This is a genomic window from Knoellia sp. LjRoot47, from assembly GCF_964253435.1.
Classification (GTDB): domain Bacteria; phylum Actinomycetota; class Actinomycetes; order Actinomycetales; family Dermatophilaceae; genus Knoellia.
In genome coordinates, this window is record NZ_CAXUQS020000001.1 from 2,647,222 (window position 1) to 2,672,070 (window position 24,849).

At 72.2% G+C, this 24,849-nt stretch carries 24 protein-coding genes and 1 tRNA gene; 17 read left to right on the forward strand and 8 right to left on the reverse strand.

What is annotated here, in order from left to right:
* The first annotated feature begins 33 nt into the window (after positions 1-33).
* From ACSQ11_RS12775 to ACSQ11_RS12815, 9 genes are all read left to right on the forward strand, one after another.
* Positions 34-1,347 carry a multidrug effflux MFS transporter gene (locus ACSQ11_RS12775; protein ID WP_436005957.1) on the forward strand — a complete coding sequence of 438 codons (1,314 nt, stop codon included), beginning with the start codon at positions 34-36 and terminating at the stop codon, positions 1,345-1,347.
* 31 nt (positions 1,348-1,378) lie between these two features.
* Complete coding sequence (locus tag ACSQ11_RS12780) at positions 1,379-2,302, forward strand: hypothetical protein (RefSeq protein WP_436005959.1); 924 nt, start codon at positions 1,379-1,381, stop codon at positions 2,300-2,302.
* Positions 2,303-2,403: 101 nt separating this feature from the next.
* Positions 2,404-3,783, forward strand: a complete 1,380-nt coding sequence (locus tag ACSQ11_RS12785; protein ID WP_436005961.1) for a hemolysin family protein — start codon at positions 2,404-2,406, stop codon at positions 3,781-3,783.
* Positions 3,784-3,875: 92 nt separating this feature from the next.
* Complete coding sequence (locus ACSQ11_RS12790) at positions 3,876-4,973, forward strand: LLM class flavin-dependent oxidoreductase (protein ID WP_436005963.1); 1,098 nt, start codon at positions 3,876-3,878, stop codon at positions 4,971-4,973.
* 1 nt (position 4,974) lies between these two features.
* Positions 4,975-5,634: an FMN reductase gene (locus ACSQ11_RS12795; RefSeq protein ID WP_436005965.1), complete on the forward strand. Its 660-nt coding sequence runs from the start codon at positions 4,975-4,977 to the stop codon at positions 5,632-5,634.
* Between the two features lie 223 nt (positions 5,635-5,857).
* A complete protein-coding gene (locus ACSQ11_RS12800) occupies positions 5,858-6,061 on the forward strand; it encodes a cold-shock protein (RefSeq protein WP_035910714.1) in 204 nt (67 codons plus the stop codon).
* A 125-nt stretch (positions 6,062-6,186) separates the two neighbouring features.
* Positions 6,187-7,941, forward strand: a complete 1,755-nt coding sequence (locus tag ACSQ11_RS12805) for a sigma factor-like helix-turn-helix DNA-binding protein (protein ID WP_436005968.1) — start codon at positions 6,187-6,189, stop codon at positions 7,939-7,941.
* Positions 7,942-8,047: 106 nt separating this feature from the next.
* A complete protein-coding gene (locus tag ACSQ11_RS12810; protein ID WP_436005970.1) occupies positions 8,048-8,572 on the forward strand; it encodes a SigE family RNA polymerase sigma factor in 525 nt (174 codons plus the stop codon).
* The gene (locus ACSQ11_RS12815; protein ID WP_436005972.1) at positions 8,569-9,912 is read left to right on the forward strand and encodes a hypothetical protein; all 1,344 of its coding nucleotides are present in this window, start codon (positions 8,569-8,571) and stop codon (positions 9,910-9,912) included. Before ACSQ11_RS12810 ends, ACSQ11_RS12815 begins: the two co-directional genes overlap by 4 nt.
* Here the strand turns inward: ACSQ11_RS12815 and ACSQ11_RS12820 are convergent.
* Positions 9,909-10,736, reverse strand: coding sequence for a sulfurtransferase (locus tag ACSQ11_RS12820; protein WP_436005974.1), 828 nt, complete (start codon positions 10,734-10,736; stop codon positions 9,909-9,911). The genes ACSQ11_RS12815 and ACSQ11_RS12820 overlap by 4 nt on opposite strands.
* A 34-nt stretch (positions 10,737-10,770) precedes the next feature.
* Between ACSQ11_RS12820 and dusB the strand changes: the two genes are divergently transcribed.
* Entirely contained in the window at positions 10,771-11,985 is a 1,215-nt protein-coding gene (dusB, locus tag ACSQ11_RS12825; protein ID WP_436005976.1) for a tRNA dihydrouridine synthase DusB, read from the forward strand.
* A 13-nt stretch (positions 11,986-11,998) separates the two neighbouring features.
* Positions 11,999-12,679: a YdeI/OmpD-associated family protein gene (locus ACSQ11_RS12830; protein ID WP_436005978.1), complete on the forward strand. Its 681-nt coding sequence runs from the start codon at positions 11,999-12,001 to the stop codon at positions 12,677-12,679.
* A 37-nt stretch (positions 12,680-12,716) separates the two neighbouring features.
* Here the strand turns inward: ACSQ11_RS12830 and ACSQ11_RS12835 are convergent, their stop codons facing one another.
* Complete coding sequence (locus tag ACSQ11_RS12835; RefSeq protein WP_436005980.1) at positions 12,717-13,451, reverse strand: hypothetical protein; 735 nt, start codon at positions 13,449-13,451, stop codon at positions 12,717-12,719.
* Positions 13,452-13,554: 103 nt separating this feature from the next.
* Between ACSQ11_RS12835 and ACSQ11_RS12840 the strand changes: the two genes are divergently transcribed.
* On the forward strand, positions 13,555-14,781 hold the full coding sequence (locus tag ACSQ11_RS12840) for a deoxyguanosinetriphosphate triphosphohydrolase (protein WP_436005982.1): 1,227 nt from the start codon (positions 13,555-13,557) through the stop codon (positions 14,779-14,781).
* Between the two features lie 9 nt (positions 14,782-14,790).
* On the opposite strand, the gene ACSQ11_RS12845 is transcribed toward ACSQ11_RS12840, so the two are convergent.
* From ACSQ11_RS12845 to ACSQ11_RS12855, 3 genes are all read right to left on the reverse strand, one after another.
* A complete protein-coding gene (locus tag ACSQ11_RS12845) occupies positions 14,791-15,348 on the reverse strand; it encodes a dihydrofolate reductase family protein (RefSeq protein WP_436005984.1) in 558 nt (185 codons plus the stop codon).
* A gap of 112 nt (positions 15,349-15,460) precedes the next feature.
* Complete coding sequence (locus ACSQ11_RS12850; RefSeq protein ID WP_436005986.1) at positions 15,461-16,588, reverse strand: sensor histidine kinase; 1,128 nt, start codon at positions 16,586-16,588, stop codon at positions 15,461-15,463.
* Positions 16,581-17,285: a response regulator transcription factor gene (locus ACSQ11_RS12855; RefSeq protein WP_436005988.1), complete on the reverse strand. Its 705-nt coding sequence runs from the start codon at positions 17,283-17,285 to the stop codon at positions 16,581-16,583. The genes ACSQ11_RS12850 and ACSQ11_RS12855 overlap by 8 nt, the downstream gene beginning before the upstream one ends.
* An 87-nt stretch (positions 17,286-17,372) precedes the next feature.
* Between ACSQ11_RS12855 and ACSQ11_RS12860 the strand changes: the two genes are divergently transcribed.
* The 5 genes from ACSQ11_RS12860 to ACSQ11_RS12880 all read left to right on the forward strand — a co-directional run bounded on the left by ACSQ11_RS12860 (position 17,373) and on the right by ACSQ11_RS12880 (position 22,224).
* Positions 17,373-17,987, forward strand: a complete 615-nt coding sequence (locus ACSQ11_RS12860; RefSeq protein WP_436005990.1) for a M15 family metallopeptidase — start codon at positions 17,373-17,375, stop codon at positions 17,985-17,987.
* Between the two features lie 109 nt (positions 17,988-18,096).
* Positions 18,097-20,046, forward strand: coding sequence for a DNA primase (gene dnaG, locus ACSQ11_RS12865; RefSeq protein ID WP_436005992.1), 1,950 nt, complete (start codon positions 18,097-18,099; stop codon positions 20,044-20,046).
* On the forward strand, positions 20,043-20,561 hold the full coding sequence (locus ACSQ11_RS12870) for a hypothetical protein (protein WP_436005994.1): 519 nt from the start codon (positions 20,043-20,045) through the stop codon (positions 20,559-20,561). The genes dnaG and ACSQ11_RS12870 overlap by 4 nt, the downstream gene beginning before the upstream one ends.
* Before the next feature lie 123 nt (positions 20,562-20,684).
* Positions 20,685-20,757: transfer RNA gene (locus ACSQ11_RS12875), tRNA-Asn, on the forward strand.
* A gap of 228 nt (positions 20,758-20,985) precedes the next feature.
* On the forward strand, positions 20,986-22,224 hold the full coding sequence (locus tag ACSQ11_RS12880; protein WP_436005996.1) for a PP2C family protein-serine/threonine phosphatase: 1,239 nt from the start codon (positions 20,986-20,988) through the stop codon (positions 22,222-22,224).
* 96 nt (positions 22,225-22,320) lie between these two features.
* Here the strand turns inward: ACSQ11_RS12880 and ACSQ11_RS12885 are convergent, their stop codons facing one another.
* From ACSQ11_RS12885 to ACSQ11_RS12895, 3 genes are all read right to left on the reverse strand, one after another.
* Positions 22,321-23,199 carry an amino acid ABC transporter permease gene (locus ACSQ11_RS12885; protein WP_147066521.1) on the reverse strand — a complete coding sequence of 293 codons (879 nt, stop codon included), beginning with the start codon at positions 23,197-23,199 and terminating at the stop codon, positions 22,321-22,323.
* Complete coding sequence (locus ACSQ11_RS12890; protein WP_147066523.1) at positions 23,196-23,861, reverse strand: amino acid ABC transporter permease; 666 nt, start codon at positions 23,859-23,861, stop codon at positions 23,196-23,198. Before ACSQ11_RS12890 ends, ACSQ11_RS12885 begins: the two co-directional genes overlap by 4 nt.
* A 119-nt stretch (positions 23,862-23,980) precedes the next feature.
* Positions 23,981-24,838, reverse strand: coding sequence for a transporter substrate-binding domain-containing protein (locus tag ACSQ11_RS12895; RefSeq protein WP_436005999.1), 858 nt, complete (start codon positions 24,836-24,838; stop codon positions 23,981-23,983).
* Between the last annotated feature and the right edge of the window lie 11 nt (positions 24,839-24,849).

Below are 24,849 nucleotides of genomic sequence, written 5' to 3' on the forward strand. Positions count from 1 at the left end.
CGTGGTTCTCGCGCCGGGCGCGCGCATGACGTGGTGACCGAGGCCGCGGGCACCCCGCGAGCCACGTCGTCCGGCACGTCCGCCGGGTCCGCCGGGTCCGCCGGGTCCGCCGGTCCGACGCGGCACCACGCGGGGCTCGTGCTCACGCTCGTCCTCGCGGGCATGGCGATGCTCGGCCCGTTCTCGATCGACACCCCGTTCCCGGCGTTCGCGCAGATGCGTGGCGAGCTCGGTGTCGGCGTCGACGAGATGCAGCTCGTCGTGAGCGCCTACATGCTCGCCTTCGCCGTGATGACGCCGTTCCACGGGCCGCTGTCGGACGCCGTCGGTCGCAAACCCGTCGTCATCGGTGCCCTCACGGCCTACACGCTCGCGAGCGTCGGCTGCGCCCTGTCGACGAGCCTGCCGATGCTGCTCGCCTTCCGTGTCCTCCAGGGCCTCTCCGCGGGTGGTTCGACGATCATCGGCCGCACGATCATCCGCGACCTCTTCGACGGTGCCGAGGCCCAGCGGGTCATGAGCCGCGTCATGATGATCTTCGGTCTCGCCCCCGCGGTGGCGCCGATCATCGGCGGGCTGCTTCTGGGGCTCGGTCCGTGGCCGACGATCTTCTGGTTCATCGGTGGTCTCGCGCTCGTCCTCGCCGTCGTCGTGCTCCTCGTCATCCCCGAGACGCACCCGCCCGAGCGCCGCCGTCCGCTGCGGCTCGGCCCAATGCTCCGGGACGTCGCGCACGTCGCCCGCGACGGACAGTTCGAGCGGATGGGCTGGGCGATCACCCTCGTCTTCGCCGGTCAGTTCATCTACATCGGCGGTGCCGCGATCTTCGTCGTCGACCTCCTCGGCAAGGGCGAGGCCGACTTCTGGCAGTTCTTCGTCCCGATGATCAGCGGCGTGGTCGTCGGGTCGTGGGTCAGCGGCCGCACGGCCGGCCGGGTGGCCCCGCGTCGGCTCATCACCGCGGCGTTCGCGGTGTCGGTCGTCGCCGCCCTCACCAACGTCGCGCTGGCCACCGCCTTCGGGCCGACCCTGCCGTGGGCGGTCGTCGGCCCGAGCCTCATCGCACTCGGGACCGGCGCGGCGTTCCCGACGATCCAGGTGGCCCTGCTCGACCTGTTCCCGCAGGTGCGCGGTGCCGCGGCCTCGGTCGCGGGGGTCATGCCGCTGGCGACCAACGCTGTCGTCGCAGCGGTGCTCACGCCCCTCGTCACCGGGTCGGTGGTGACCCTGGCGCTCGCCAGCCTGACGCTCGTCGTCCTCGGCTGCCTCATGTGGGTCTGGCACCTCGCCGTCGACGTTCGCCGCGCGCGCTCCCTGAAGGCGCAGACGCCGTCCGTCGCCCCCTGACCGGACCCCCGCCGCCCGCTATCGTCGGCCCATGGCTGGGACGACCGACGACGCTTCCGCCGACGTCGTCGCAGACGCCGCGGCGCGTCTGTATGCCGTCCCGCTCGCGGACTTCGTCGCGTCGCGCAAGTCGCTCGCGGCCGAGGTGAAGGCGGCTGCCGGCGCCCCGGCGGCCAAGGCCGTCCTCGCGCTGCGCAAGCCCACGCTCACGGCCTGGGCGATGAACCTCGTACCGCGCGGGGACTCGGCCGCGCTCGCGGAGCTCGTCGGGCTGGGTGCCCGCATGCGGGCCGCGCAGTCACGGCTCGACACCGCCGCCCTCACCTCGGTGAGGGGCGAGCGCGACGCGGCCCTCACGGCATACGTCGCCGCTGTCGTGGCGGCGGCCGAGGACGAGGGAGGGACGCTGTCGGCGTCCGCCCGTGAGGAGGTGCGGGCCAGCGCGATCGCCGCGCTCGCCGACGAGACCGCTGCCGACGCCCTGGCCTCGGGACAGCTGACGCGGTCACTGAGCTACAGCGGGTTCGGCGAGGTCGACCTGTCCGGCGCGGTCGGGGTCACGAGCTCGGGGTCGATCGTCTCGGTGCTGCGCGGTGGTGGTCAGGGCGATGCGGTGGCGCCCGGCGGCGACGGTGGTGCGGCCGGCGGGGGAGGGACGGATGACGAGGACGGCAAGGACGGCGAGGACGGCGAGGACGAGCTCACCCCCGAGGAGCTCGCCCGGGCGGTCGCAGAGGCGAAGGCAGCCAAGGCGGCGGCCCGCGTCCGCGAGAGGGAGCGTCGCGAGGCCGACGCCGAGCTGGCTGCCGCGCAGGACGTGATGTCGCGGGCACAGGCGAGCCTCGACGCCGCCGAGCAGGCCGCTCGCACGGCTCGTCGTGCCGTCGTCGACGCCCAGACGCGCCTCGACGCCGCGCGCTCGACCGTCGCGGACCTGGGCCCTGCGGGCGGCTGACGTTCACAGGTGGCGTCCAGCCCGCTCCGTAGGATGTGGCGCATGGATCGCCCTCGAAGTCCCATCCGGAACCTGTCTGAGCGCCCCGCCAGGAGGTTCCGGTGAATCAGGACACCGCACTCGCCTTCGGGCTCGTGCTGCTCTTCGTCCTCGTCGGTGGCGTGTTCGCCGCCACCGAGCTGGCGCTGGTCTCGCTGCGCGACACCCAGCTCGGCGCGATGGAGCGCAACAGTGCGCGTGGGGCCAAGGTCGCACGGCTGGCGCGCGACCCCAACACCTTCCTTGCCGCCGTCCAGATCGGCGTCACCGTCGCCGGTTTCCTCTCGGCGGCCTACGGCGCGACGACCATCGCGCCCGACGTGGCTCCGCTGCTCGAGCGGGTGGGGATCCCCGAGGGTGCGGCGGGCACGGTCGCGCTCATCCTCATGACGCTCGTCATCGCCTACCTCTCCCTCGTCTTCGGTGAGCTCGTCCCCAAGCGGCTCGCCCTCCAGCGTGCGGCGCCGATCGCCCTGGCCGTGGCGCCCCCGCTGTCGCGGTTCGCCACGCTCATGAAGCCGGTCATCTGGCTGCTGTCACGCTCGACCAACGCGGTCGTGCGGTTGCTCGGGGCCAACCCCGAGGCCGCCGGTGACGAGATGAGCGAGGAGGAGCTGCGCCACCTCGTCGGCCACCACAAGGACCTCGAGGCCGACGAGCGGCAGATCCTCCAGGACGTCTTCGCGGCGACCGACCGCAACCTCAAGGAGGTCATGCGTCCGCGCGGCGAGGTCGACTTCCTCGACGCCTCCGCGACCCTGGCCGAGGCGCGCGCCGTCATCGCGAGCACGCCGCACTCGCGCTTCCCGGTCACGCGCCGCCACTCCGTCGACGACGTCGTGGGCTTCGTCCACGTGCGCGACATCCTCTCGGCCGACGCCGAGGCCGACTCCGACACCCGCGCCGACGCCGACTCGGAGACCCGCGCCGACGGTGCGGGCTCGCCGGCCACCATCGAGCACCTCGTCCGCGAGATCACCGTGATGCCGAGCAGCGGACGGCTGCTCGCGGCCCTCACCCGGATGCGCGAGGGCGTGCACATGGCCCTCGTCGTCGACGAGTACGGCGGCACCGACGGCATCGTCACGCTCGAGGACATCGTCGAGGAGCTCGTCGGTGACATCCGCGACGAGTACGATCCGGCCGACGAGCAGCCCCTCGGCGACGAGCCGGGCGAGGGCGAGCTGGCTCTCGACGCCACCGCCGAGATCGACGGTGGCACCCACCTGGCCGACTACGCCGAGCTCACCGGGACCGAGCTCGCCGTGGAGCGCTACTCCACCGTCGCCGGGCTCGTGCTGGAGCACCTCCAGGACATCCCCGTCGTCGGCGACAGCGTCGTCGTCGACGGTCGCCGCCTCACGGTGCTCGAGATGGACGGGCGCCGGGTGGCCCGGGTCCGGGTCAGTGCGGCGGTCGACACCGCCCCTCGCGAGGCCTGACCCCCCGCCGGTCGACCGGTGGGGAATGCGGACGAACCTGCCGCCGTTCAGTTAGGTGAATGGTCAACTAGTTAGCACAAGGAGTGGGGCAGATGGAGTTCGGCATCTTCACCGTCGGGGACGTCACGACGGACCCGACCACGGGCCAGGCGCCCTCGGAGCACGAGCGCATCAAGGCCACGATCGCCATCGCCAGGAAGGCCGAGGAGGTCGGGCTCGACGTCTTCGCCACGGGTGAGCACCACAACCCGCCGTTCGCCGCCCCGGCCAACCCGCCGGTGCTCCTCGCGAGCATCGCCGCGCAGACCGAGCGCCTCGTCCTGTCGACCTCGACGACGCTCATCACGACGAACGACCCGGTGCGCATCGCCGAGGACTACGCCTACCTGCAGCACCTCTCCGACGGCCGCATGGACCTCATGATGGGCCGCGGCAACACCGGTCCGGTCTACCCGTGGTTCGGCAAGGACATCCGTGACGGACTCGACCTCGCCGTCGAGAACTACGCGCTGCTGCACCGCCTGTGGCGCGAGGAGGCCGTGTCCTGGCAGGGCAAGTTCCGTACCCCGCTCCAGGGGTTCACGTCCACGCCCCGCCCGCTCGACGGCATGCCCCCGTTCGTCTGGCACGGCTCGATCCGCAGCCCCGAGATCGCGGAGCAGGCCGCCTACTACGGCGACGGGTTCTTCCACAACAACATCTTCTGGCCGCTGTCGCACACCAAGCAGATGGTCAACCTCTACCGCCGGCGCTACCAGCACCACGGCCACGGCAAGCACGACCAGGCCATCGTCGGTCTCGGTGGTCAGGTCTTCATGCGGGCCAACAGCCAGGACGCGGTGCGCGAGTTCCGGCCCTACTTCGACAACGCCCCGGTCTACGGTCACGGGCCGTCGATGGAGGAGTTCACCCGCGAGACGCCGCTCACGGTCGGTTCGCCGCAGCAGGTCATCGAGCGCTACGCCACGATGGCCGACCACGTCGGCGACTACCAGCGCCAGCTCTTCCTCATCGACCACGCCGGCCTGCCGCTCAAGACCGTCCTCGAGCAGATCGACATCCTCGGTGGCGAGGTCGTGCCCGAGCTGCGCAGGATCGCGGACGCCCGTCGTCCCGCCCACGTGCCCGCCACGGCACCCCGTCACGCCGAGCGCCTCGCCGCGCTCGACGGCACCCCTGTGGAGGTCTGAGATGACCCGTCGCATCGTCGCCGTGACCGCTGGCCTGTCCGAGCCCAGCTCGACCCGGCTGCTCACGGACCGCCTCACCGAGGCCGTGGACCGGCACGTCACGGCCCACGGCGAGGCCGCCACGATCGAGGTCGTGGAGCTCCGCCCGCTCGCCAGGCACATCGCCGACCAGATGCTCACCCGCTTCCCGACCGGCGAGCTCACCGCGGCGATCGAGAAGGTGCTGTCGGCCGACGCGCTCGTCGTCGTGAGCCCGGTGTTCTCGGGGTCCTACAGCGGGCTGTTCAAGTCGTTCTTCGACAACCTCGACGTCGGTGCCCTGGACGGCAAGCCCGTCCTCATGGGGGCGACCGGCGGCTCCGCCCGTCACTCGCTCATGCTCGACCACGCCATGCGGCCGCTCTTCTCGTACCTGCACGCCGCGGCCGTCCCGACCGGGGTCATGGCGGCGACCGACGACTTCGGCACGGCCGGGCTCGACCGGCGCGTCGACCGGGCCGCGGCTGAGCTCGTCTCGGCCCTGCTCGGTGCCGCGTCCGGCACCTCTGCCGGACGATCGGGGTTCCTGCCCGCCGAGGGCGAGCAGCGCGAGGCCGGCTTCACCGACCGGTTCGACGAGGTGCCCGACTTCACCGACCTCCTGCGCCGCGCCTCGTCCTGACGGTCTCCGCCCGCCGAACACGCCCGCGGGGTGGGCCGCTCGATGGAGGGTACGGCGACGAAGGCTGCTACCGTTGTCACGTTGCCTTTCAGACCACGTTCTGCGTGGCCGACATGACCGACTTGCCCTCGCGAACAGTTCGCGGTGTGTGACCGGGTCGGGAATCGGCGGCAATGAGGACTCCACACGGGAGTTCTCGCAACACACAGAAGAGGCATCACCAGTGGCAACCGGCACCGTGAAGTGGTTCAACAGCGAAAAGGGCTTCGGCTTCATCGAGCAGGACGGCGGCGGCGCTGACGTCTTCGTTCACTACTCGGCGATCGAGAGCAGCGGCTACCGCGAGCTCACCGAGGGCCAGAAGGTCGAGTTCGACGTCACGCAGGGCCCCAAGGGCCCGCAGGCCGAGAAGGTCAAGGGTCTCTGACCTTCGATCACCTTCGAGACTGAGTTCTCGCGCAAAGCCCCCCGACCGCGAGGTCGGGGGGTTTTCGTATGCCGTCCTGCCCGGATCCCTTCCCGCCGCGAGGTCCGCGGCGGGACAGTGGGAGGGTGACCCGACCGCGGCGCGAGGTCGACGACGACTTCGCCGAGTACGTGCGCGCGAGGCAGCAGCAGCTGCTGCACGCGGCCTACCTCGTCTGCGGTGACCGTGAGCTCGCCGAGCGGGTCACCGAGTCCACCTTCGCCGCGCTCCTGCTGAGGTGGCCGAGGGTCGGTGACGACGACGACCCCGACGCCTTCACCCGACGGGTCCTGCACCGGGCTGCACTCACGGCCCGGGTGCCACGGGGCGGTGACGGGCATCGCAGTGGCACCAGCGCCGGCGGAGCCGTTCGCGCTGTGGCGGCCGACCGCAGGACCGGTCCCGGGCTCCCGCCGGAGCTGGCGGCGCTCACCCGCAGGGAGCGCGCCGTGGCCGTCCTGCGCCGGTTCGAGGAGCGGTCCGAGGCCGAGACGGCTCAGGCCCTCGCACTGTCGGACTCGGCGGTGAGGCGGCTGCTGCCCCCGGTCACGCGTGACACGCTCGCCGACGCCGCAGCGCCCCTGGGTGAGCCCGACTTCGTCGAGCGGTCGCGTCGACGGGCGCAGGCCCTGCGACGTCGCAGACGGCGGACGCGGTCGGCCTCGGCTGTCGCCGTCGCCGCAGTGGTCGGTGCGGTCGTGCTCGTCCCGCGCGGCCAGGGCGAGGCCGCTCCACCACAGCCGGCACCCAGCACGAGGACCACCCGCGACCTCGTGGTGGACTCGCAGCCGTGGGACCCGACGCCGTTCGGGCTCCTCGGCACCCTGGCCCAGGTGGGTCCGACCCCCTCGCAGCTGCTCGAGCTGCCCCGGATCGACGAGCTCGTCCGCGGTCAGCTCGCCCTCCCGGACGTCCTGTCGTTCGGGCCGCGCACGGTGATGCGAGACCTCAGCGACCTCGGCGGGAGCAGTGCACCGGTGCGGGCGGTGCTCCTGCGGCACACGTCCGACGGGCTGCGAGCGGTCCTCGTCCGGCCGACGCTCAGCGACCCGTTCGTGCTCGTGGACTCGGTACCCCTCGTGCGCACGGTCGACGAGGCCGGCACCGAGGCCTCGCCGCTCGTGGTCAAGGCCGTCGCCGGTGACCGGCGGCGGGTCATGTTCGTCCAGCCGGGCCGGGTCGTCGTGCTCGACGCCTACACCGGAGAGGCGAGGACCTTCCCCGTCCCGGATCGCTACCTCACCCACGGGGGCTGGGCCCCGGACGGGCGGTCGGTCCTCGTGTGGTCACGGACGTCCCGGTGGCGCATCACCCCGGAGACGGGCACGGTGCGCGACGTCCGCCGAGCGGCGCTGTCCGTGCATCCCGGCAGCTACGAGGTGCGGGTCGAGCCGCCCGACGAGATGCGGGTGCTCGGCTTCGACCCGCAGGGAGCCGGCTCGTCCACGCGCACCGGGCCGAGCGCGCTGTCCGGGGTGTGGGGCGCCACCTTCGCGTCCGGGGACCGCTTCGCGACGGGGGGTTTCCTCGGCCAGGCCGCGGCGCTCGCGGCCAACCAGCGCCGACCCGACGGGCTCTTCCAGGGGGTGTTCGCCGCCGCGGCCGACGATGCGGTCACGCCCCGGCTGCTCATCGCACCCGGGAGCCAAGGAGCCTCCGTCGGGTGCTGCGAGGTGCTGGGCTGGGTCTACCGCGACCAGGTCCTCGTCCGCTGGAACACGACCGACCTGCTCACCTGGAACACCACCACCGGGGCCCTGCTCAGGGTGGCGACCCTCCCGGCCGCCTCGGATCGCCCGGTGCCCGGGAGCCCCGCAGACGCGGTCGCCATCGCCCCCTGAGCGGGCGAGCCGGTGTCGGCCCACCACCGGGTGGGCGCCGGTCGGGGACGACTTCCCTCGCGCGCCCAACCAGACACAGGGGCCCGAGCGTTGGGAGGGTGTGACCATGCACCGGGGACCAGCCGAGGTCGACGAGGACTTCGCCGAGTACGTCCGGGCACGCCAGCAGAGGCTCCTGCGCGCGGCCTACCTCGTCTGCGGCGACGAGCACCTCGCCCAGGACCTGCTCCAGGGCGCGCTCATCAAGCTGGCCCTGAACTGGCCCAAGGTGCGTGACGGGCACCCGGACGCCTACGTCCGGCGCATCCTCTACCGCGATGCGGTCTCCGCGTGGCGTCGCCGCCGGCGTGAGGTCGTGGGTGGCGACGCCCCCCTGCTCGCCGCGACCGCCCCCGAACGGGTCGAGGGTCGCATCGACCGGGTCGACCTCATGAGGGCGCTGGCCCAGCTCGCGCCGAGGCAGCGTGCCGTCGTCGTGCTGCGCTACTTCGAGGACCGCAGCGAGCGCGAGACCGCCGAGGTCCTCGGGGTGAGCCAGGGAACCGTCAAGAGCCAGGCACACGACGCCCTGCGCCGTCTGCGCGAAATCCTGCCCGACCTCAGCCTCGAGACACCCGGAGGTGTGCGATGACGCACGAGCTCAAGGACCTGCTCGAGGAGGCCGTGCAGGACGTCACGGCCCCCGACCTCGGCGCCACCGCCTGGGACGCCGCCCAGGGCACGCGCCGCCGCCGGCGTCTCGTCGCGGCCGTCGCCACCGCGGCCGCCGCGGCCGTGGTCGTCGCCGCCATGGTGCTCCCGGGGGCCACCGACGGGCTGGACACCCTCCCGGGGTCCGGTCCGACGACGACGGGACCGACGCCGTCGGCGACCGGACCGACGCCGTCGGCGACCGGACCGCAGCCCTGGCGGGCCGCCCCGGTGGACCTGCTGGGTGTCGCTGCGGTGTTCGGTCCCACCGCCGCAGAGGCTGCCTCGCTCCCGCGCGTCGACGCCGAGACGGCGCTGGCCCTGGGGCTGCCCGAGAGCCTCGCCCCCACGACCTCGCAGGTGCGCGCGTGGAGCAAGGAGCAGGGCGCCTTGGTGGCCGGCGGCGACGCCACGGCGCCGGTGACCGCAGTGGTGCTCCGCCGTGGAGACACCGGTTCGGTGTTCCCCGTCGTCTACCGGCCCACGCTCGAGCGTCCTTGGCTCGAGGCCGACACGCTCCCGCTCGTCCCCGTCCGCGACAGCGGCGGCAACCAGTCCGACCCGCTTCGGGACCGGGCGATCGCCCCGGACGGGCGACAGGTGGCCTTCGCGCAGCCGGGCAAGGTCGTCGTCCTCGACGTCGTCACGGCGCAGGTGCGGACGATCGCCGTCGACGACCCGTTCCTCGAGGACGTCGGGTGGAACGGCGACGGGTCGGTCCTCGTCGCCAGGTCGTCGGGCCGGCAGTGGCGCGTCGACCCGACGACGCAGGCCGTCACCCTGTTCGGGGACCCGGCCTACGCCGGACGGCACGAGGTCGTCGTGTCGGGCGACGAGACCCTGCTGCGCACGGAGCGTTCCCTCGCTCTCATGGACGAGGGGCGCCGACTGCCCGGGATCTTCGCCGCGACGTGGGGCGAGACGATCAGCGGACCCGGCAACCGGGTCGCCGTCGGCGGCAGCCTCAGCCCGGCCACCGAGGCCACCGCACCGACCGTCGATGGCACCGTCCCGTACCAGGGCGTCCTCACCGTCACCGCTGACACGCTCGACGACCCGGCCATCCTGCTCGCCCCACCCAGCGAGGAGGCCGGCCTCGGCAAGGGCTGCTGTCGCGCCCTGCGCTGGCTCGACCCCGACCGGCTGCTCCTCGTCTGGGACAGGGATCTGCTCGTCTGGGACGGCCGGGCGCGGACGATCACCCGTGCCTCGGTCCGCCCTGTCGGGGCGGAGTCGGAGGCGCCGGGAACCCTCACCGGGTCCTTCGCCGTCGCGCCCTAGCTGGCCGGGCCGGTCTCGACCGGGCGGTCGGGGTCGGTGATCCAGTGGCTCCAGGAGCCGACGTAGGGCACGGCCTCGAACCCGGCGAGGTGGAGCGCCAGGGCGGTGTGAGCCGCCGTCACCCCGGACCCGCACGACGTCCCGACCTCGCCCGCGTCCGTGACGCCGAGCCCGGCGAAGTAGGCCCGGAGCTCGTCGGCCGACCGGAACCGGCCGTCGGCCTCGAGCTGCTCGGCCATCGGCGCGTTGCGGGCGCCGGGGATGTGGCCGGCGACCGCGTCGATCGGCTCGGTCTCGCCCCGGAAGCGCTCTCCCGCACGGGAGTCGAGGAGTATGCCGTCCATCGCCACCCGCGCTGCTCCGTCCGCGTCGAGCACGGCGACCGACCCGGGGCGCACCGTGACGGTGCCAGGCTCCACCACCGGCACCTCCGTCGTCACCGCGCCGCCGGAGGCCCGCCACGCGGCCAGTCCGCCGTCGAGCACCCGGACGTCGGTGATGCCCGCCCACCGCAGCACCCACCACGCACGCGCCGACGCCAGCGACGTCTGCTGGTCGTAGACGACGACCGTGTCGCCGTCGTCGACCCCGACGGCTCGCAGACCGGCCTCGAGGACGGCCGGGTCGGGCAGCGGGTGCCGCCCACCCTCGCCGGGCGGACCCGCGAGCACGGCGTCGAGATCGAGGTGAGGTGCATCCGGGACGTGCGCCACGGCATACAGGGCTGGTCCGTCGCCGGCGAGGGAGTACTGGACGTCGAGGACGCGGACGGTGCCGGCGTCGATGGCGGAGGCGAGCTCGCCCGGAGTGATGAGCGTGGACATGGCGCCAGTCAACCAGTGGGACAATCGTGCGGTCATGACTGCCGCACCCACGACCTCCAGCACCCCCGTCCTGCCGCCCCTGCAGATCGGGCGCCACACGATCGAGTCCCCGGTCGTGCTCGCACCGATGGCCGGCATCACCAACCGGGCGTTCCGCCGGCTGTGCCGCGAGTACGGCTCGGCAGGCTCCGCGGCCGGTGGCGCCAGTGGCGCGTCCAGCCTCTACGTCAACGAGATGGTGACCTCGCGCGCGCTCGTCGAGCGCAGCCCCGAGACCATGCGGCTCATCAGCCACGGCCCCGAGGAGAACCCGCGTTCGGTGCAGCTGTACTCCGTCGACCCCGCCACGGCCGGTCTCGCCGCGCGGATGCTCGTCACCGAGGACCGCGCCGACCACATCGACCTCAACTTCGGCTGCCCCGTGCCCAAGGTCACGCGCAAGGGTGGGGGAGCGGCGCTGCCGTGGAAGACCGAGCTCTTCCGCGGCATCGTCAGCAACGTCGTGCGCGAGGCCAGCCCCTACGGCGTGCCCGTCACGGTGAAGATGCGGATCGGGATCGACGCCGACCACGTCACCTACCTCGACGCCGGGCGGATCGCCGAGGGCGAGGGCGCGGCAGCAGTCGCGCTGCACGGAAGGACTGCGGCACAGGCCTACTCGGGCCAGGCCGACTGGTCGGCCATCGCCCGGCTCAAGGAAGCCGTGACGACCGTTCCGGTGCTCGGCAACGGCGACATCTGGTCGGCCGAGGACGCGCTCGAGATGGTGCGGCAGACCGGCTGCGACGGCGTGGTCGTCGGACGCGGCTGTCTCGGTCGCCCGTGGCTCTTCACCGACCTGGCGGCGGCGTTCGCCGGGACGACCGAGCGGGTCCAGCCGGGCCTGCGCGAGGTGACCGACACGCTCCGGCGGCACGCGACATACCTCGTCGACTTCTACGACGGCGACGAGCTGCGCGGCTGCCGCGACATCCGCAAGCACATCGCGTGGTACCTCAAGGGCTTCCCGGCGGGGTCGACCGTGCGCAACCAGCTGGCGCTCGTCGACAGCCTCCAGGCGCTCGACGACCTCATCGGGTCGATGGACCTCGACGCGCCGTGGCCGGGTGAGCCGGCCGAGGGCCAGCGTGGTCGCGCCGGCTCTCCGCGCGTCGTCGCGCTGCCCGAGAACTGGCTGCGCTCGCGCGCCCTCGACGAGGCGCAGCGGGCCCAGATCGCGCACGCGGAGCTCTCTGTCTCGGGCGGCTGACAGACTTCCGTCCATGGGACAGATCGGTATGCCGGGTGGTTCCGTCGAGCGCCCCGCGCTCTTCTTCCGCGACGCGGCCGAGTTCCGCGCCTGGCTCGAGGCGCACCACGAGACCGCCACCGAGCTGTGGATGGGGCTGCACAAGAAGCACGTCCCCGACCGTGGTCTCACGTGGGAGGACGCCGTGCCCGAGGCGCTGTGCTTCGGCTGGATCGACAGCGTGTCGCAGCGCATCGACGAGGACTCGCGCCGCCAGCGGTGGACGCCGCGCAAGTCCTCGAGCGTCTGGAGCGCGGTCAACATCGCTCACGTCGAGCGGCTCACCGCGGCAGGCCTCATGCGTCCCGCAGGTCTGGCCGTGTTCGAGCAACGCAGGCCCGAGCTGAGCGGCTACTCCTACGAGACCCGCCAGCAGCTCGGTGACGAGCAGCGTTCCCGACTCCTCGCCGACCCCGCGGCCGCGGCGTTCTGGGAGGTCGCGACGGCGTCCTACCGCAACGTCGCCGAGAACTGGGTCGTCACGGCCAAGCGCGAGGAGACGCGCGAGTCGCGGCTGGTCCAGCTCATCGACGACAGCGCGCACGGGCGCCTCATCCCGAGCCAGCGCTACGGCACGACACCCAAGTGGGTCGAGCGTGCGGCGGCAGCCGCCGAGGCCGCGCGGGCGTCGGACGGCCAGCCGCCGGACAGCTAGACGCGCTGCCCGAGGGGGCAGCGCGGACGTCGTGGGGTCAGTCGCCGTCGACGAGGTTGGGCGGAGGCTCGATCGCCTCGATCGCCGTGCCCCATCCGGTAAAGGTCGACGTCGTCACCGAGTCGTCGGCCGTGACGACGAGCTCGAGGGGGCGGCGGTCGCCGTCGACGCACACGCGTGCCGACGTCGGCGCCGGTCCGTCGGCTGGCTGGGTGCCGGCCTTGGGCGCGAGCGTGAGCGTGTGGCAGGTCGCGGCCTGCGCGTCGACCGTGGCCTTCTCCGTCTTCGTGACCCGGGAGGCGTCGTCGAGGACGCCGAGCAGCCCGTCGAGGGTGACGTCCTCGAGGCGCTCCTTCGTCTCGGCCGCGGAGAGCCGGCTCCAGCGGTTCGTGGACTTCTTGACGGACTGGTCCTTGAGGTAGCCGACCCCCGCGACGACGTCGAGGGTCCAGATGTCCTCGCCGACGTGGAGGACCCGTCCCGACATCGGTTCGGTGAGCTCGACCTCGATCTCCTCGTGGGTGGTGCCGCCCCCCTTGGTCTCCGAGGTCGTCGTGCGGGTGACGACGACGGAGCCGGCGGCCAGCGCCGCGTCCTTGATCGGTCCGGTGGTGTCAGACGGCTTCGCCTCCCGCTGCCGGGTGGTCGTCGTCGTCGCGCCGTCTCCCGTGCCGTTGCCGCCGTCGTCGCCGTCACCCTCGCCCGAGCAGCCGGAGACTGCGAGGGTGAGCGCGACCGCGCCCGTCACCATCCGCGCCAGACGTGTGCGCACCGCCACCTCGGTCCCTGCTCGTCGTTGTCTCGATGCGCGGGGCCGGTGCCCCGCGCTGGAGCAACCCTAAGCGGGCGGCCCGGCACCCTCTAGTGTCGTGCGCGTGACGTACACCGCCCGCGACCGGGAGCGCTGGGTCGCCGAGGACCCAGCGCACAAGCGCGCCGACCGCGACGACTTCGCCCGCGACCGGGCGCGGCTCGTGCACTCCGCGTCGCTGCGACGCCTCTCTGCCAAGACCCAGGTGCTCCAGCCGGGCAGCGACGACTTCATCCGCAACCGTCTCACGCACAGCCTCGAGGTCGCCCAGATCGGCCGCGAGTTCGGTGCGGCGCTCGGCTGCGACGCCGACGTCGTGGACACCGCCTGCCTCGCCCACGACCTCGGACACCCGCCGTTCGGCCACAACGGCGAGACGGCACTCAACGAGGTCGCCGCGGACATCGGCGGGTTCGAGGGCAACGCCCAGACCCTGCGGATCCTCACGCGGCTCGAGCCCAAGCGCTTCCACTCCGACGGCCGGCCCGCCGGCCTCAACCTCACCCGGGCCTCGCTCGACGCCACGACGAAGTACCCGTGGTCGCGCGGGCAGTCTCCGTCGCCGACGCCGAAGTTCGGGGTCTACGCCGACGACCTCCCCGTCTTCGCGTGGTTCCGCGAGGGCGCCACCGCCGGTCAGCGGTCCTTCGAGGCCGAGGTCATGGACTGGTCCGACGACGTCGCCTACTCGGTGCACGACGTCGAGGACGCGATCGCGTCGGGCCGCCTCGACCCGCGCCGGCTGTGGGACGCCTCCGACGTCGATGCCGTCCTCGCGGTGGCGACGGCGTCCTATGCCACCGACCTCACGCGCGACGCGCTCGGCTCCGCGCTGGAACGGGTGCTCGCCACGGGGACGGTGCCCACGGCATACGAGGGCTCGCGCAGCGACCTCGCGGCGCTCAAGGACATGACCTCGCGGGTCATCGGGCGCTTCGTGCACTCGGTCGAGACGGCGACCCGCGACCGGTACGGCACCGGTGCGCTGGTGCGGCACGAGGCCGACCTCGTCGTCCCGGTCGCGACGCGGGCCGAGGTCGCCGTGCTCAAGGCCGTGGCGGCGCACTTCGTCATGAACGCCGCCGAGCGCGTCGAGCTCATGGCGGGGGAGCGCGAGGTCATCGCCGACCTCGTCGGTGCCTACCGGCAGGACCCGAGCCGCCTCGACGCCGACCTGCTCGCCGACCACGAGGCCGCCCCGGACGAGGGGGCGGCCCTGCGTGTGGTCGTCGACCAGGTGGCCTCGCTCACGGACGTCCGCGCCCTGGAGCTTCACCGCCGCTGGTGCTGAACGCCACCGTCAGCGCACGACGTCGAGGACGTTGAGCTGGACCCCGTTGCCGTATGCCGCGTACTCCGTCAGCGTGAACCTCCCCTTGTCGGCGTCGGTCGCGAAGAGCCGCTTGCCGGAGCCGAGGACGAGCGGGAAGACGAGCAGGTGGTAGCGGTCGACGAGGCCGGCGGCGGCGAGGCCCTGCGCGAGCCTGGCGCTCGCGTGGACGAGGATCGTCCCGGGCTCGTCGGACTCCTTGAGCGTGGCGACCTCGTCGAGGCCGCGCAGGACCGTGGTGTTGTGCCACTGCGGGTCGGTGAGGGTGCTCGAGACGACGTACTTCGGCATCGCGTTGTAGTCCGCGAACTCCTCCATCGTGGGCCACACGGGCGCGAACTCGTCGTAGGTCTGGCGTCCGAGGAGCAGGCAGCCCGCCTCCTCCTGCTCGCGGCCCTTGATCTCGTAGGCGGCCTCGTCGAACTCGACGTCCTTGAAGGTCCAGCCCGCGTGCGGGTGGTCGCCGCCGCCGGGGGAGTCGATGACGCCGTCGAGGGAGATGAACTCGGAGACGATGAGGGTGCGCATGTGGGGTGGTCCTTCCGGCTGTGTGGCGTGAGGTTCATCCTGTCCACGAACGGGTGAGCCCGGATACGACACCTCGGCGAGGAAGTCTTCCGTCCCCGTGGTGCGGTCGGGGTCAGCGGTGCTCGGCGGGGGCCGTCGCAGCGGGGAGCCGGACCTCCGCATGGAGGCCGCCACCGTCTCGCGGCTGCAGCGTCAGGGTGCCGTGATGGGCGAGGGCGATGCTCCTGACGATGGCGAGCCCGAGGCCGACCCCGCCGTGGTCGTCGCGGACGCGGTCCGTGGCCCGGCGGAACGGCTCGACGAGCGTGGCCACGAGCGCCGGAGTGAGTTGTGGGCCCGTGTTGTCGACGATGACGTGCACCGTGTCGGCGGTGCCGCCCGTCGTGACCCGAACGGTGCGGTCGTCGCCCTCGGGCACGTTGTGCACGATCGCGTTGTGCACGAGGTTGGTGACGAGCTGCTGCAGCAAGGTGGGTGAGCCGGTGGTCGTCGTGGGCGCGCCCGACCTGGTCTCGACCGCGACGCCCCGGGACTCCGCCAGCGCGAGCAGCGACTCGACGGACTCCTCGGCGAGCAGCGAGAGGTCGACGGTCTCGCGGGCGAAGGAGCCCTGGTCGGCGCGACTGAGCAGGAGCAGCGACTCGGTGAGGTCGATCGCCCGGGCGTTGACGGAGTGGAGCCGGTCGACGAGGGCCTGCCGGTCGCCGTCGGGGTCGGCGCGGGCGACGTCGAGCAGGGTCTGGGTCACCGCCAGCGGCGTCCGCAGCTCGTGGGAGGCGTTGGCCGCGAACCGTTGCTGCTCGACGACGTGGGCCTCCAGCCGGGCGAGCATCGAGTCGAAGGCGTCGGCGAGCTCGCGGAACTCGTCCCCGGCGCCCTCCATCGCGATCCGGTGCGCCAGCGACCCCGTGGCGGCGACGCGGGTCGCCTCGGTGATCCGCGCCAGTGGCGCGAGCATCCGTCCGGCGAGGTACCAGCCACCGGCCAGCCCGGCCACGACGAGGAACGCCATGGCCTGTGCCGCCCTCGGCGTGAAGGCGTCGAGCAGGTCGGACCGGGACGGGCTGAACGGTCCAGGGCCCTGGCTCACACCGTCCGGGACGTAGCGCAGGAGGAAGACCCACACGGTCGCGAGGAGGAGCGCGCCAGTCGCCACGACGACGCCGGCGTAGCTCAGGGCGAGCCTGAGCCGGACACTCGTGCCGCGAGGCCGGTCCGCCATCGACGTCCCGTCAGCCATCGGCAGCCGGTCCGCCGTCGTGCTCGTCTCCGGCGGGACGGGCGTCGATCCGGTAGCCGACACCCGGCACGGTGGCGATGACCCACGGCTCACCGAGGCGCTTGCGCAGGGCTGACACGGTGATCCGGACGGCGTTCGTGAACGGGTCGGCGTTCTCGTCCCAGGCACGCTCGAGGAGCTGCTCGGCGCTCACGACGCCACCCTCGGCGTCGACGAGCACCTCGAGGACGGCGAACTGCTTGCGGGTCAGCGCGACGTGCCGTCCGTCGCGGAACACCTCGCGACGGAACGGGTCGAGGCGCAGACCCGCGATCTCCCGGACCGGTGGCCGGCTGCGGCCACGGCGCCGGTCGAGGGCCCGGAGCCGAAGCACGAGCTCGCGCAGCTCGAACGGCTTGGTGAGGTAGTCATCGGCCCCGACCTCGAACCCCGACGCCAGGTCGTCGATCCGGTCGGCGGCGGTGAGCATGAGGATTGGTGTGCCGACCCCGGACGCGACGATGCTCGCCGCCACCTCGTCACCAGAGGGTCCGGGCACGTCCCGGTCGAGGACCGCGACATCGTAGGTGTTGACGCCCAGCAGCTCGAGCGCCGTGTCTCCGTCGCCCGCGACGTCCGCCGCGATCGCCGCGAGCCGCAGGCCGTCCCGGATGGCGCCCGCCATCAGGGGTTCGTCCTCGACGACCAGCACACGCATGCCGCCGATGCTACGAGCCGGGACCTGTCGTCCGCGTATGCAAAACGGCATACGCCCCGGCAACGGGCTCCCACGTTGGCTGGAGCCATGAGCTCCAGTCCCGCCACCCACGCGACCGGCCGCGCGGCGCCCCGGCCGCTGCTCCTCCTCGTCGCGACCTTTCTCGCCGTCGCCGCTGCGGCGGCCGGCCTGGTCCCGGACCGGCCGCGCGCCCTCGCGACGGGCGCCCCGGTCGTGACGCCGCCGCCGCAGGTGGGCGCCCCGGCCAACCCGTCGGTCGTCACCGCGTTCGACGCGCGCACCCGCGAGGTGACCCGGCTCGACCCCGCCCTGCGCGAAGCCCTCCGGCGTGCCGCCGTGGACGCGGTGGGTGACGGCGTCACCTTCGTCGTCAACAGCGGGTGGCGCTCACCGGAGCGTCAGGAGCAGCTGCTGGAGGACGCCGTGGCCGAGTACGGGTCGCGCAGCGAGGCGGCCCGCTGGGTCGCCACGCCGGAGACGTCACCGCACGTGTCGGGCCGGGCGGTGGACCTCGGGGGTTCCGGCACGACCGGCTGGCTCTCCGAGCACGGCTCGCGCTACGGCCTCTGCCAGATCTACCGCAACGAGCCGTGGCACTACGAGCTGCGTCCCGACGCCGTCACCCACGGCTGCCCGCCCATGTATGCCGACCCGTCACGGGACCCGCGGCTGCGCCGGTGACGTCGCCTCGCCGGAGCGCGTGGCCCGCGTGGGGACATGCCGCCACGACCCTCGGGACCACGCGGCATACTGAAGCCCTCACTGGAGCACACGAGGACGGGAGGCGCGCGTGGCCGGGCGGATCAACGCTGACGACGTGCAGACCGTCAAGGAGCGCTCCTCGATCGAGGACGTCGTGCGTGACCACGTGACGCTGCGACCCGGCGGTGTCGGCTCGCTCAAGGGGCTGTGCCCGTTCCACGACGAGAAGACCCCGTCGTTCACCGTGCGCCCGGCCGTCGGCGCCTACCACTGCTTCGGCTGCGGCGAGGGTGGCGACGTCATCTCGTTCGTGCAGAAGGTCGAGCACCTGACCTTCGCCGAGTCGGTCGAGCGGCTCGCCGCCAAGATCGGCATGGAGCTGCGCTACGAGGAGGGTGGCGGCCCCCGGTCCGAGGGTGGCATCGGTCGGCGCTCGCGCCTCATCGAGGCGCACCGGGTGGCCGAGGAGTTCTACGCCTCGATCCTCGTCGACCGGCCCGACGCCCGGCCGGGTCGCGACTTCATGCGCGACCGCGGGTTCGACCGCAAGGTGGCCGAGAAGTTCGGCATGGGCTTTGCTCCGCGCGGCGGCGAGGAGCTGACCCGGCACCTGCGCGAGAAGGGCTTCAGCGAGGACGAGATGGTCACCGGTGGCCTGTCGGGGCGGGGGAGCCGCGGGCTCTACGACCGCTTCCGCGGACGGCTCGTCTGGCCGATCCGTGACGTCACCGGCGACACGGTCGGGTTCGGCGCCCGCCGGCTGCTCGACGACGACCGGATCGCCGCCAAGTACCTCAACACGTCCGAGACCCCCATCTACAAGAAGTCGATGGTGCTCTACGGCCTCGACGCGGCCAAGAAGTCGATCGCCAGCGAGCGGCAAGCCGTGATCGTCGAGGGCTACACCGACGTCATGGCCGCCCAGCTGTCCGGCGTCGAGGGCGCCGTGGCGACATGCGGCACGGCGTTCGGGCTGGACCACATCAAGATCCTGCGGCGCATCATGCGCGACGAGTCCGACGGTGCACCGGCCAAGGTGATCTTCACCTTCGACGGCGACGCCGCCGGCCAGAAGGCCGCGATGAAGGCGTTCGGCGAGGACCAGCGCTGGGCCTCGCAGTCGTTCGTGGCCGTCGCCCCCGACGGCATGGACCCGTGCGACCTGCGCCTGGCCCGCGGCGACGAGGCGGTCAAGGCGCTCGTCGAGGACGCCGTCCCGATGTTCGAGTTCGCGGTGCGCACGACGATCAAGCGCTTCGACCTCGAGACGGCCGAGGGCCGTGTCCAGGCCATGCGGGCCGTCGCGCCGATCATCAACTCGATCCGCGACTCCTCGCTGCGCCCCGAGTACATGCGCACCGTCGCCGGCATGCTCGGCGTCGAGGTCGAGCAGGTCCGCAACGAGGTCCAGCGCGCCGGGCGGATCTCGGCGCGGGAGGCCTCGGAGGGCACGCCAGGACGGCCCGGTGACCGGACGCCGGCGTCGACCGACGACGTGCCCGAGCCCAACGCTCACGAGGACGCCGCCGCGATGCCTGCGCCCAACCTGCGCGACCCCGTCGTCATGACCGAGCGCCAGCTGCTCCAGGCGCTGCTGCAGTACCCGACCCGATTCAGCACCGAGACGATCGACGCGCTGCCGTCGGTGGCGTTCACGGCACCGGCGCATGCGGCGATCTTCGACGGCGTGCGGTCGGTCGCCGCGCGCGCCTCGCAGCTCTCGACGGCCGGGTGGACGGCTGCCGTCGCCGAGGCCGGGCCGCTCGCCGTGCGTGGGCTGCTCGCCGAGCTGTCGGTCGCGCCCCTGCCCACCCGGGTCGACCCGACGACCGGGCTTCCGCCCCAGCGCTACCTCGACTCGCTCGTCATCGGGGTCCACGACGCCGGGCTGAGCCGCCAGATCGCCGACGAGACGGCCGCCATCCGTCGGCTCCAGAACTCACCCGAACCCGCACCGGAGGCCATCCGTGAACGCTCCCGCAAGCTCATCGAGCTCGAGATGAGCCGTGCCCGTCTGCGCGACCGGCTCACCTCATGAGGCTCGGCCGGCTGGGGCGCCGCGGCCCGGACGTGCCCGACGAGGTGTCGTCGGTCCTGGGTGACCGCGCGCGTGTCGTGCTGAGCGTCGCGCGCGACGAGCGTTCCGGCGCAGACCTCGTCGCGACGACGACCCACGTGTATGCCGTCCGCTCCGGTTCCGTGGAGCTCGAGCGTCCGTGGCACATGGTCGACACCGGCGCGTGGGACGACCAGACACGGCTGCTCAGCGTGCAGTGGGTCGACAAGGCCCCCGCCTCGGTGTGGGAGGTCGAGCTGCCCTCGACGTTCCCGCAGGTGCTGCGCGAGCGGGTCCAGGCGACCGTCGTGCTCTCCGACGAGGTCGACCTCGGGGCCAAGCGACGGGCGCGGGTCGTCGTCCGCAAGAACCTCGAGACCCAGGCGTTGCTCGGGCAGACGATCCTCGGGCGGGGCGTGCGCTCCACCGATCCCGAGGTGCGCGAGCAGACCCGGGAGGCACTCGACCGGCTCCGCGAACAGGTCGGTCTCGACTGACCTGCAGGCCCCGGCCGGGGCCGCGGGAGCCGTTTTCGTGACTGACCCCACCCTTTGCTATCGTTGCGCAGCGCGCCGCCCGCGGCACGCCACGTGCGTCAGTCATCGCTGACCGACCTGCGTTCCCCTGTAGCTCAATTGGCAGAGCAGCCGACTGTTAATCGGCAGGTTGTTGGTTCGAGTCCAACCGGGGGAGCAACCGGATGTCGTCCGACGTCCGCGACAGCCGGAGCCACGACCTGTGGGTCCGGCTCTCGCGTTTTCGAGCCCCCACCTGCGGCGATGCCCCAGCATCTCGTCCTGCGCGTCGTGGCCCTCGAGGGCGTGCAGCGGCCTGCGGCTGACCTATGCTGCCGGAGTGTTTGATGAGATGTACTCGGGAAGGTTGGAGCGCTTGCTCGATGCGGCGGAGGCGGCTTCCCCGGTGGAGGCACTCGAGACGGTGACGCGCGAGCTCGGCCGGGCGTTCGGTGCGACGCAGGTGTCCTTCCTCATCGCCGACCTGTCCGGGCGCGCGCTGGTCCGCCTCACGCACGTGCCCCTCGCGGACTCGGTGTTGGCCCGCGTGACCGCATCCGGCGAGCGCGGCGAGGCCCGGGAGCGCGCCACGGTCCTGCCCTTCGACGGCGGGCCGACCGAGCAGGCCGTCCGGACGCAGACCGTCCAGGTCGTCCCGCCCGAGGGCGCTGGAGGCGAGACGGCGGGAGCCTGGACCCTCCTCGCGCCCATCACCGAACGCGGCGAGGTCATCGGCGTGCTCGAGATGCTGCTGCGCGAGGAGCCGGGCGCTGACACGAAGGAGCGCATCGCCCAGATGGCGCACTTCCTCGCGTTCGTCGTCATCGCCAACCGGCGGCACACCGACCTCTTCGAGTGGGGGCAGCGCAGCCGTCCGTCCAGCCTGTCCGCCGAGATCCAGCAGCGGCTGCTCCCCGCGTCCCGCACGTGCGAGGCCGGTGCGTTCACGCTCTCGGCGTGGCTCGAGCCGGCCAGCGACATCGCCGGCGACACCTTCGACTACAGCCTGGCCCGCGACCACCTCCACCTCTCGGTGACCGACGCGATGGGTCACGGTGTCGCGGCCGCGCTCACCGCGACCCTCTGTGTGGGCGGGCTCCGTGGTGCGCGGCGTCGTGGCGCCTCGCTCCTCGAGCAGGCCGCCTCGACCAACGCCTCGCTGGTCGCGCACGCCATCGACAAGACGCTCGATGACTACGTCACCGGCATCGTCGGACGCCTCGACCTCAACACCGGCGTCCTCGAGCTCGTCAACGCCGGCCACGTCCCGCCCTATCTCGCCCGCGGTGACGAGGTGCGGTCGCTCGACCTGCCCGCGGACCTGCCCTTCGGGCTGTTCACCGAGACGTCCTACCGCGCCACGAGCCTCACGCTCGAGCCGGGTGACCGCCTGGTCTTCGTCACCGACGGCATGCTCGAGCGCAGCGCGGCCGGGCTCGACCTGGCCGGCGTCATCGCGCGCACGCGCGACCTGCACCCCCGTGAGGCCGCGCGGTACCTCGCCGACAGCATCCTCGACGAGACCGGTGAGGACCTGCGCGACGACGCGACCATCCTGCTCGTGGACTGGTACGGCGAGCACGGGCAGGTTCGCACGACCGTCTCCGGAGCGGATCCCGCCCGAGCCAGCGCCCGACTGGTCTAGGTATACGAGACAACGACGAAGGGCCCGGATCCGTGACGGATCCGGGCCCTTCGTCGTCGCTGCTCGGCGGACTGTCGCCGCTCTGTGCCGGCGGCGTCAGTCGGCGGCGGCCGCGCCGGGCAGGGGAGCAGGGGTGGCGTGCGCCCCGCCTGCCGTCTTGCCACGGCGGTTGAGCCGCTTCTCGACCGTGACCGCCAGCCGGGAGAGCAGGTAGTTCATCGTGATGAACAGGATGGCGGCGACGATGTAGGCCGGCACCGTGTTGGTGAAGGCCGACCCGAGCGTCTTGGACCACGTGAGCAGCTCGGTGTAGGTGATGGCCGTCCCCAGTGCCGAGTCCTTGAGGATCGTCACGAACTGGCCGATGAGCGCCGGCAGCATGGCCGTGAGCGCCTGCGGGAGCTGGATCGAGCGCAGCACCTGTCCGGTCGTGAGGCCGACGGAGAGCCCGGCCTCGCCCTGTCCCTTGGGCAGGGAGTAGACACCCGAGCGGACGAGCTCGGCGATGACCGCACCGTTGTAGAGGGTGAGGGCCGTGACCACGGCGGCGAGGGGGTTGATGTCGTTGGCGAAGACGCCGTTGCGGGTGTAGACGCCGAACGCGAAGATCATCATGATCAGCACGGGGACGGCGCGGAAGAACTCGACGACGACGCCGCAGATCCACCTCACCGGACGGATCGTCGAGAGCCGGCCCACACCGAACAGCAACCCGAAGACGCCCGCGAAGACGATCGAGATGAGCGCGGCCTTGATGGTGCCCCAGAGGCCCTTGAGGAGGTAGTCGCGCCAGACCGACCGGTCGGTGAGGAACGGCTCCCACATGTAGCCCTGGAGCTGGTTGGCCTCCTGCATCTTGCGGACGACGAAGTACAGCGCCACGAGGGCGATGACTGCACCCACGGCCGCGAGGATCGCGTGCCGACGGCGCGCCCTGGGTCCCGGTGCGTCGAAGAGGACGGACTGCGCGCTCATCGCTTCACCGCCAGTCGACGGGACATGCTCGTGAAGAGCAGCCCGAGGGGCAGGGTGAGGATGACGAAGCCGATGGCGAAGATGAGGAACACGCTGAACCGGCTTCCCTCGTTCTCGATGATCGTCGACATGAGGTTGGCGGCCTCCCCGGCACCGATGACCTGCGCCACGGTGCTGTTCTTGATGAGCGCGATGATCGTGGACCCGATGGGGGCGACCGAGCCGCGGAAGGCCTGCGGCAGCAGGACGTGCTGCATGCTCTGCCCGAAGGTCAGGCCGATCGCGCGCGCCGCCTCGGCCTGCCCTGCCGGCACGGTGTTGACGCCGGAGCGCAGCGCCTCGCAGATGAAGGCGCCGTGGTAGACGGACAGCATCACGACGGCCCAGCGGAAGACGTTGCTGCTGACGTCGGTGGTGTTGAGCTGGATCCCGAGGATGAAGCTGAGCCCGAGGATGCTGAAGACCATGAGCAGCGTGAGCGGGGTGTTGCGGAACGTGTTGACGTACCAGGTGCCGATCCACTGGAAGACCCGCACCGGGGAGAGTCGCAGGATCGCGACGATGGTGCCGAGGAGCATGGCGCCGACCGTCCCGAGGATCGACAGCTGGATGGTGCCCCAGAAGGCAGCCAGCACGTCGTAGTTGCTCAGGATCTCACCCATGCAGGGGACCTTTCCTTGCTGTCGTCGTCGTTCGCGGGCTCAGGTATGCCGTCCGCCCGGGTGAGCGGACGGCATACCCGAGACGCCGTGGAGCCGGTCAGATGCCGGTCAGGTGCCGGTCAGGAGCAGGCGTCGGGCTTCGGCGGGTTGACCGCCGTGTCGACCTTGAACCCAGCTGGGCCGAGGTTCGCGTCGACGGCCTTCTGCCAGTCGCCCGAGCTGACCATCTTGGTGAGGGCCGTGTTGATCTTCTCGCAGAGCGCGGTGTCGCCCTTCTTGATGCCGACGCCGTAGCGCTCCTCGGAGAAGGTCTTGCCGACGACCTTGAGCTTGCCCTTGTACTGGTCCTGCGAGGCGTAGCCGGCGAGGATCGTGTTGTCCGTCGTCAGGGCGTCGACGCCCTTGGAGACGAGGGCCGCGACGCACTCCGAGTACGTGCCGAACTCCTGCAGCTGCACGCCGGGGTACTTGTCCTTGACCTTCTGGGCGGACGTCGAGCCGGTCACCGAACACAGCTTCTTGCCGGTGAGGGTCTCCGGGCCGGTGATCGAGCTGTCGTCGCCACGGACGAGGAGGTCCTGGCCGGCGACGAAGTACGGACCGGCGAAGGAGACGGTCTCCTTGCGCTTGTCGGTGATCGAGTAGGTCGCGAAGATCATGTCGACCTGGCCGGTCGAGATGAGCGTCTCGCGCTGGGCCGACGGTGCCTGGACCCAGGTGATGTCGCCCTCGCCGCTGCCGAGCTCCTTGGCGACGTACTTGGCGACGTCGACGTCGAGGCCGGCGTAGTCGGTGCCCTTCTTGAGGCCGAGTCCGGGCTGGTCGAACTTGATGCCGATCTTCACGGCCTTGCCGGTGCCCCCGCTGGCGTCGCCGTCGGAACCGGCGTTGCCGTCGTTGGCGCTGTCACCGCAGGCGGCGAGACCGAGCGTGAGCACCGATGCGGCGAGAACCGCGCTGAGCTGACGAACCTTCATGTTTTCCTCCT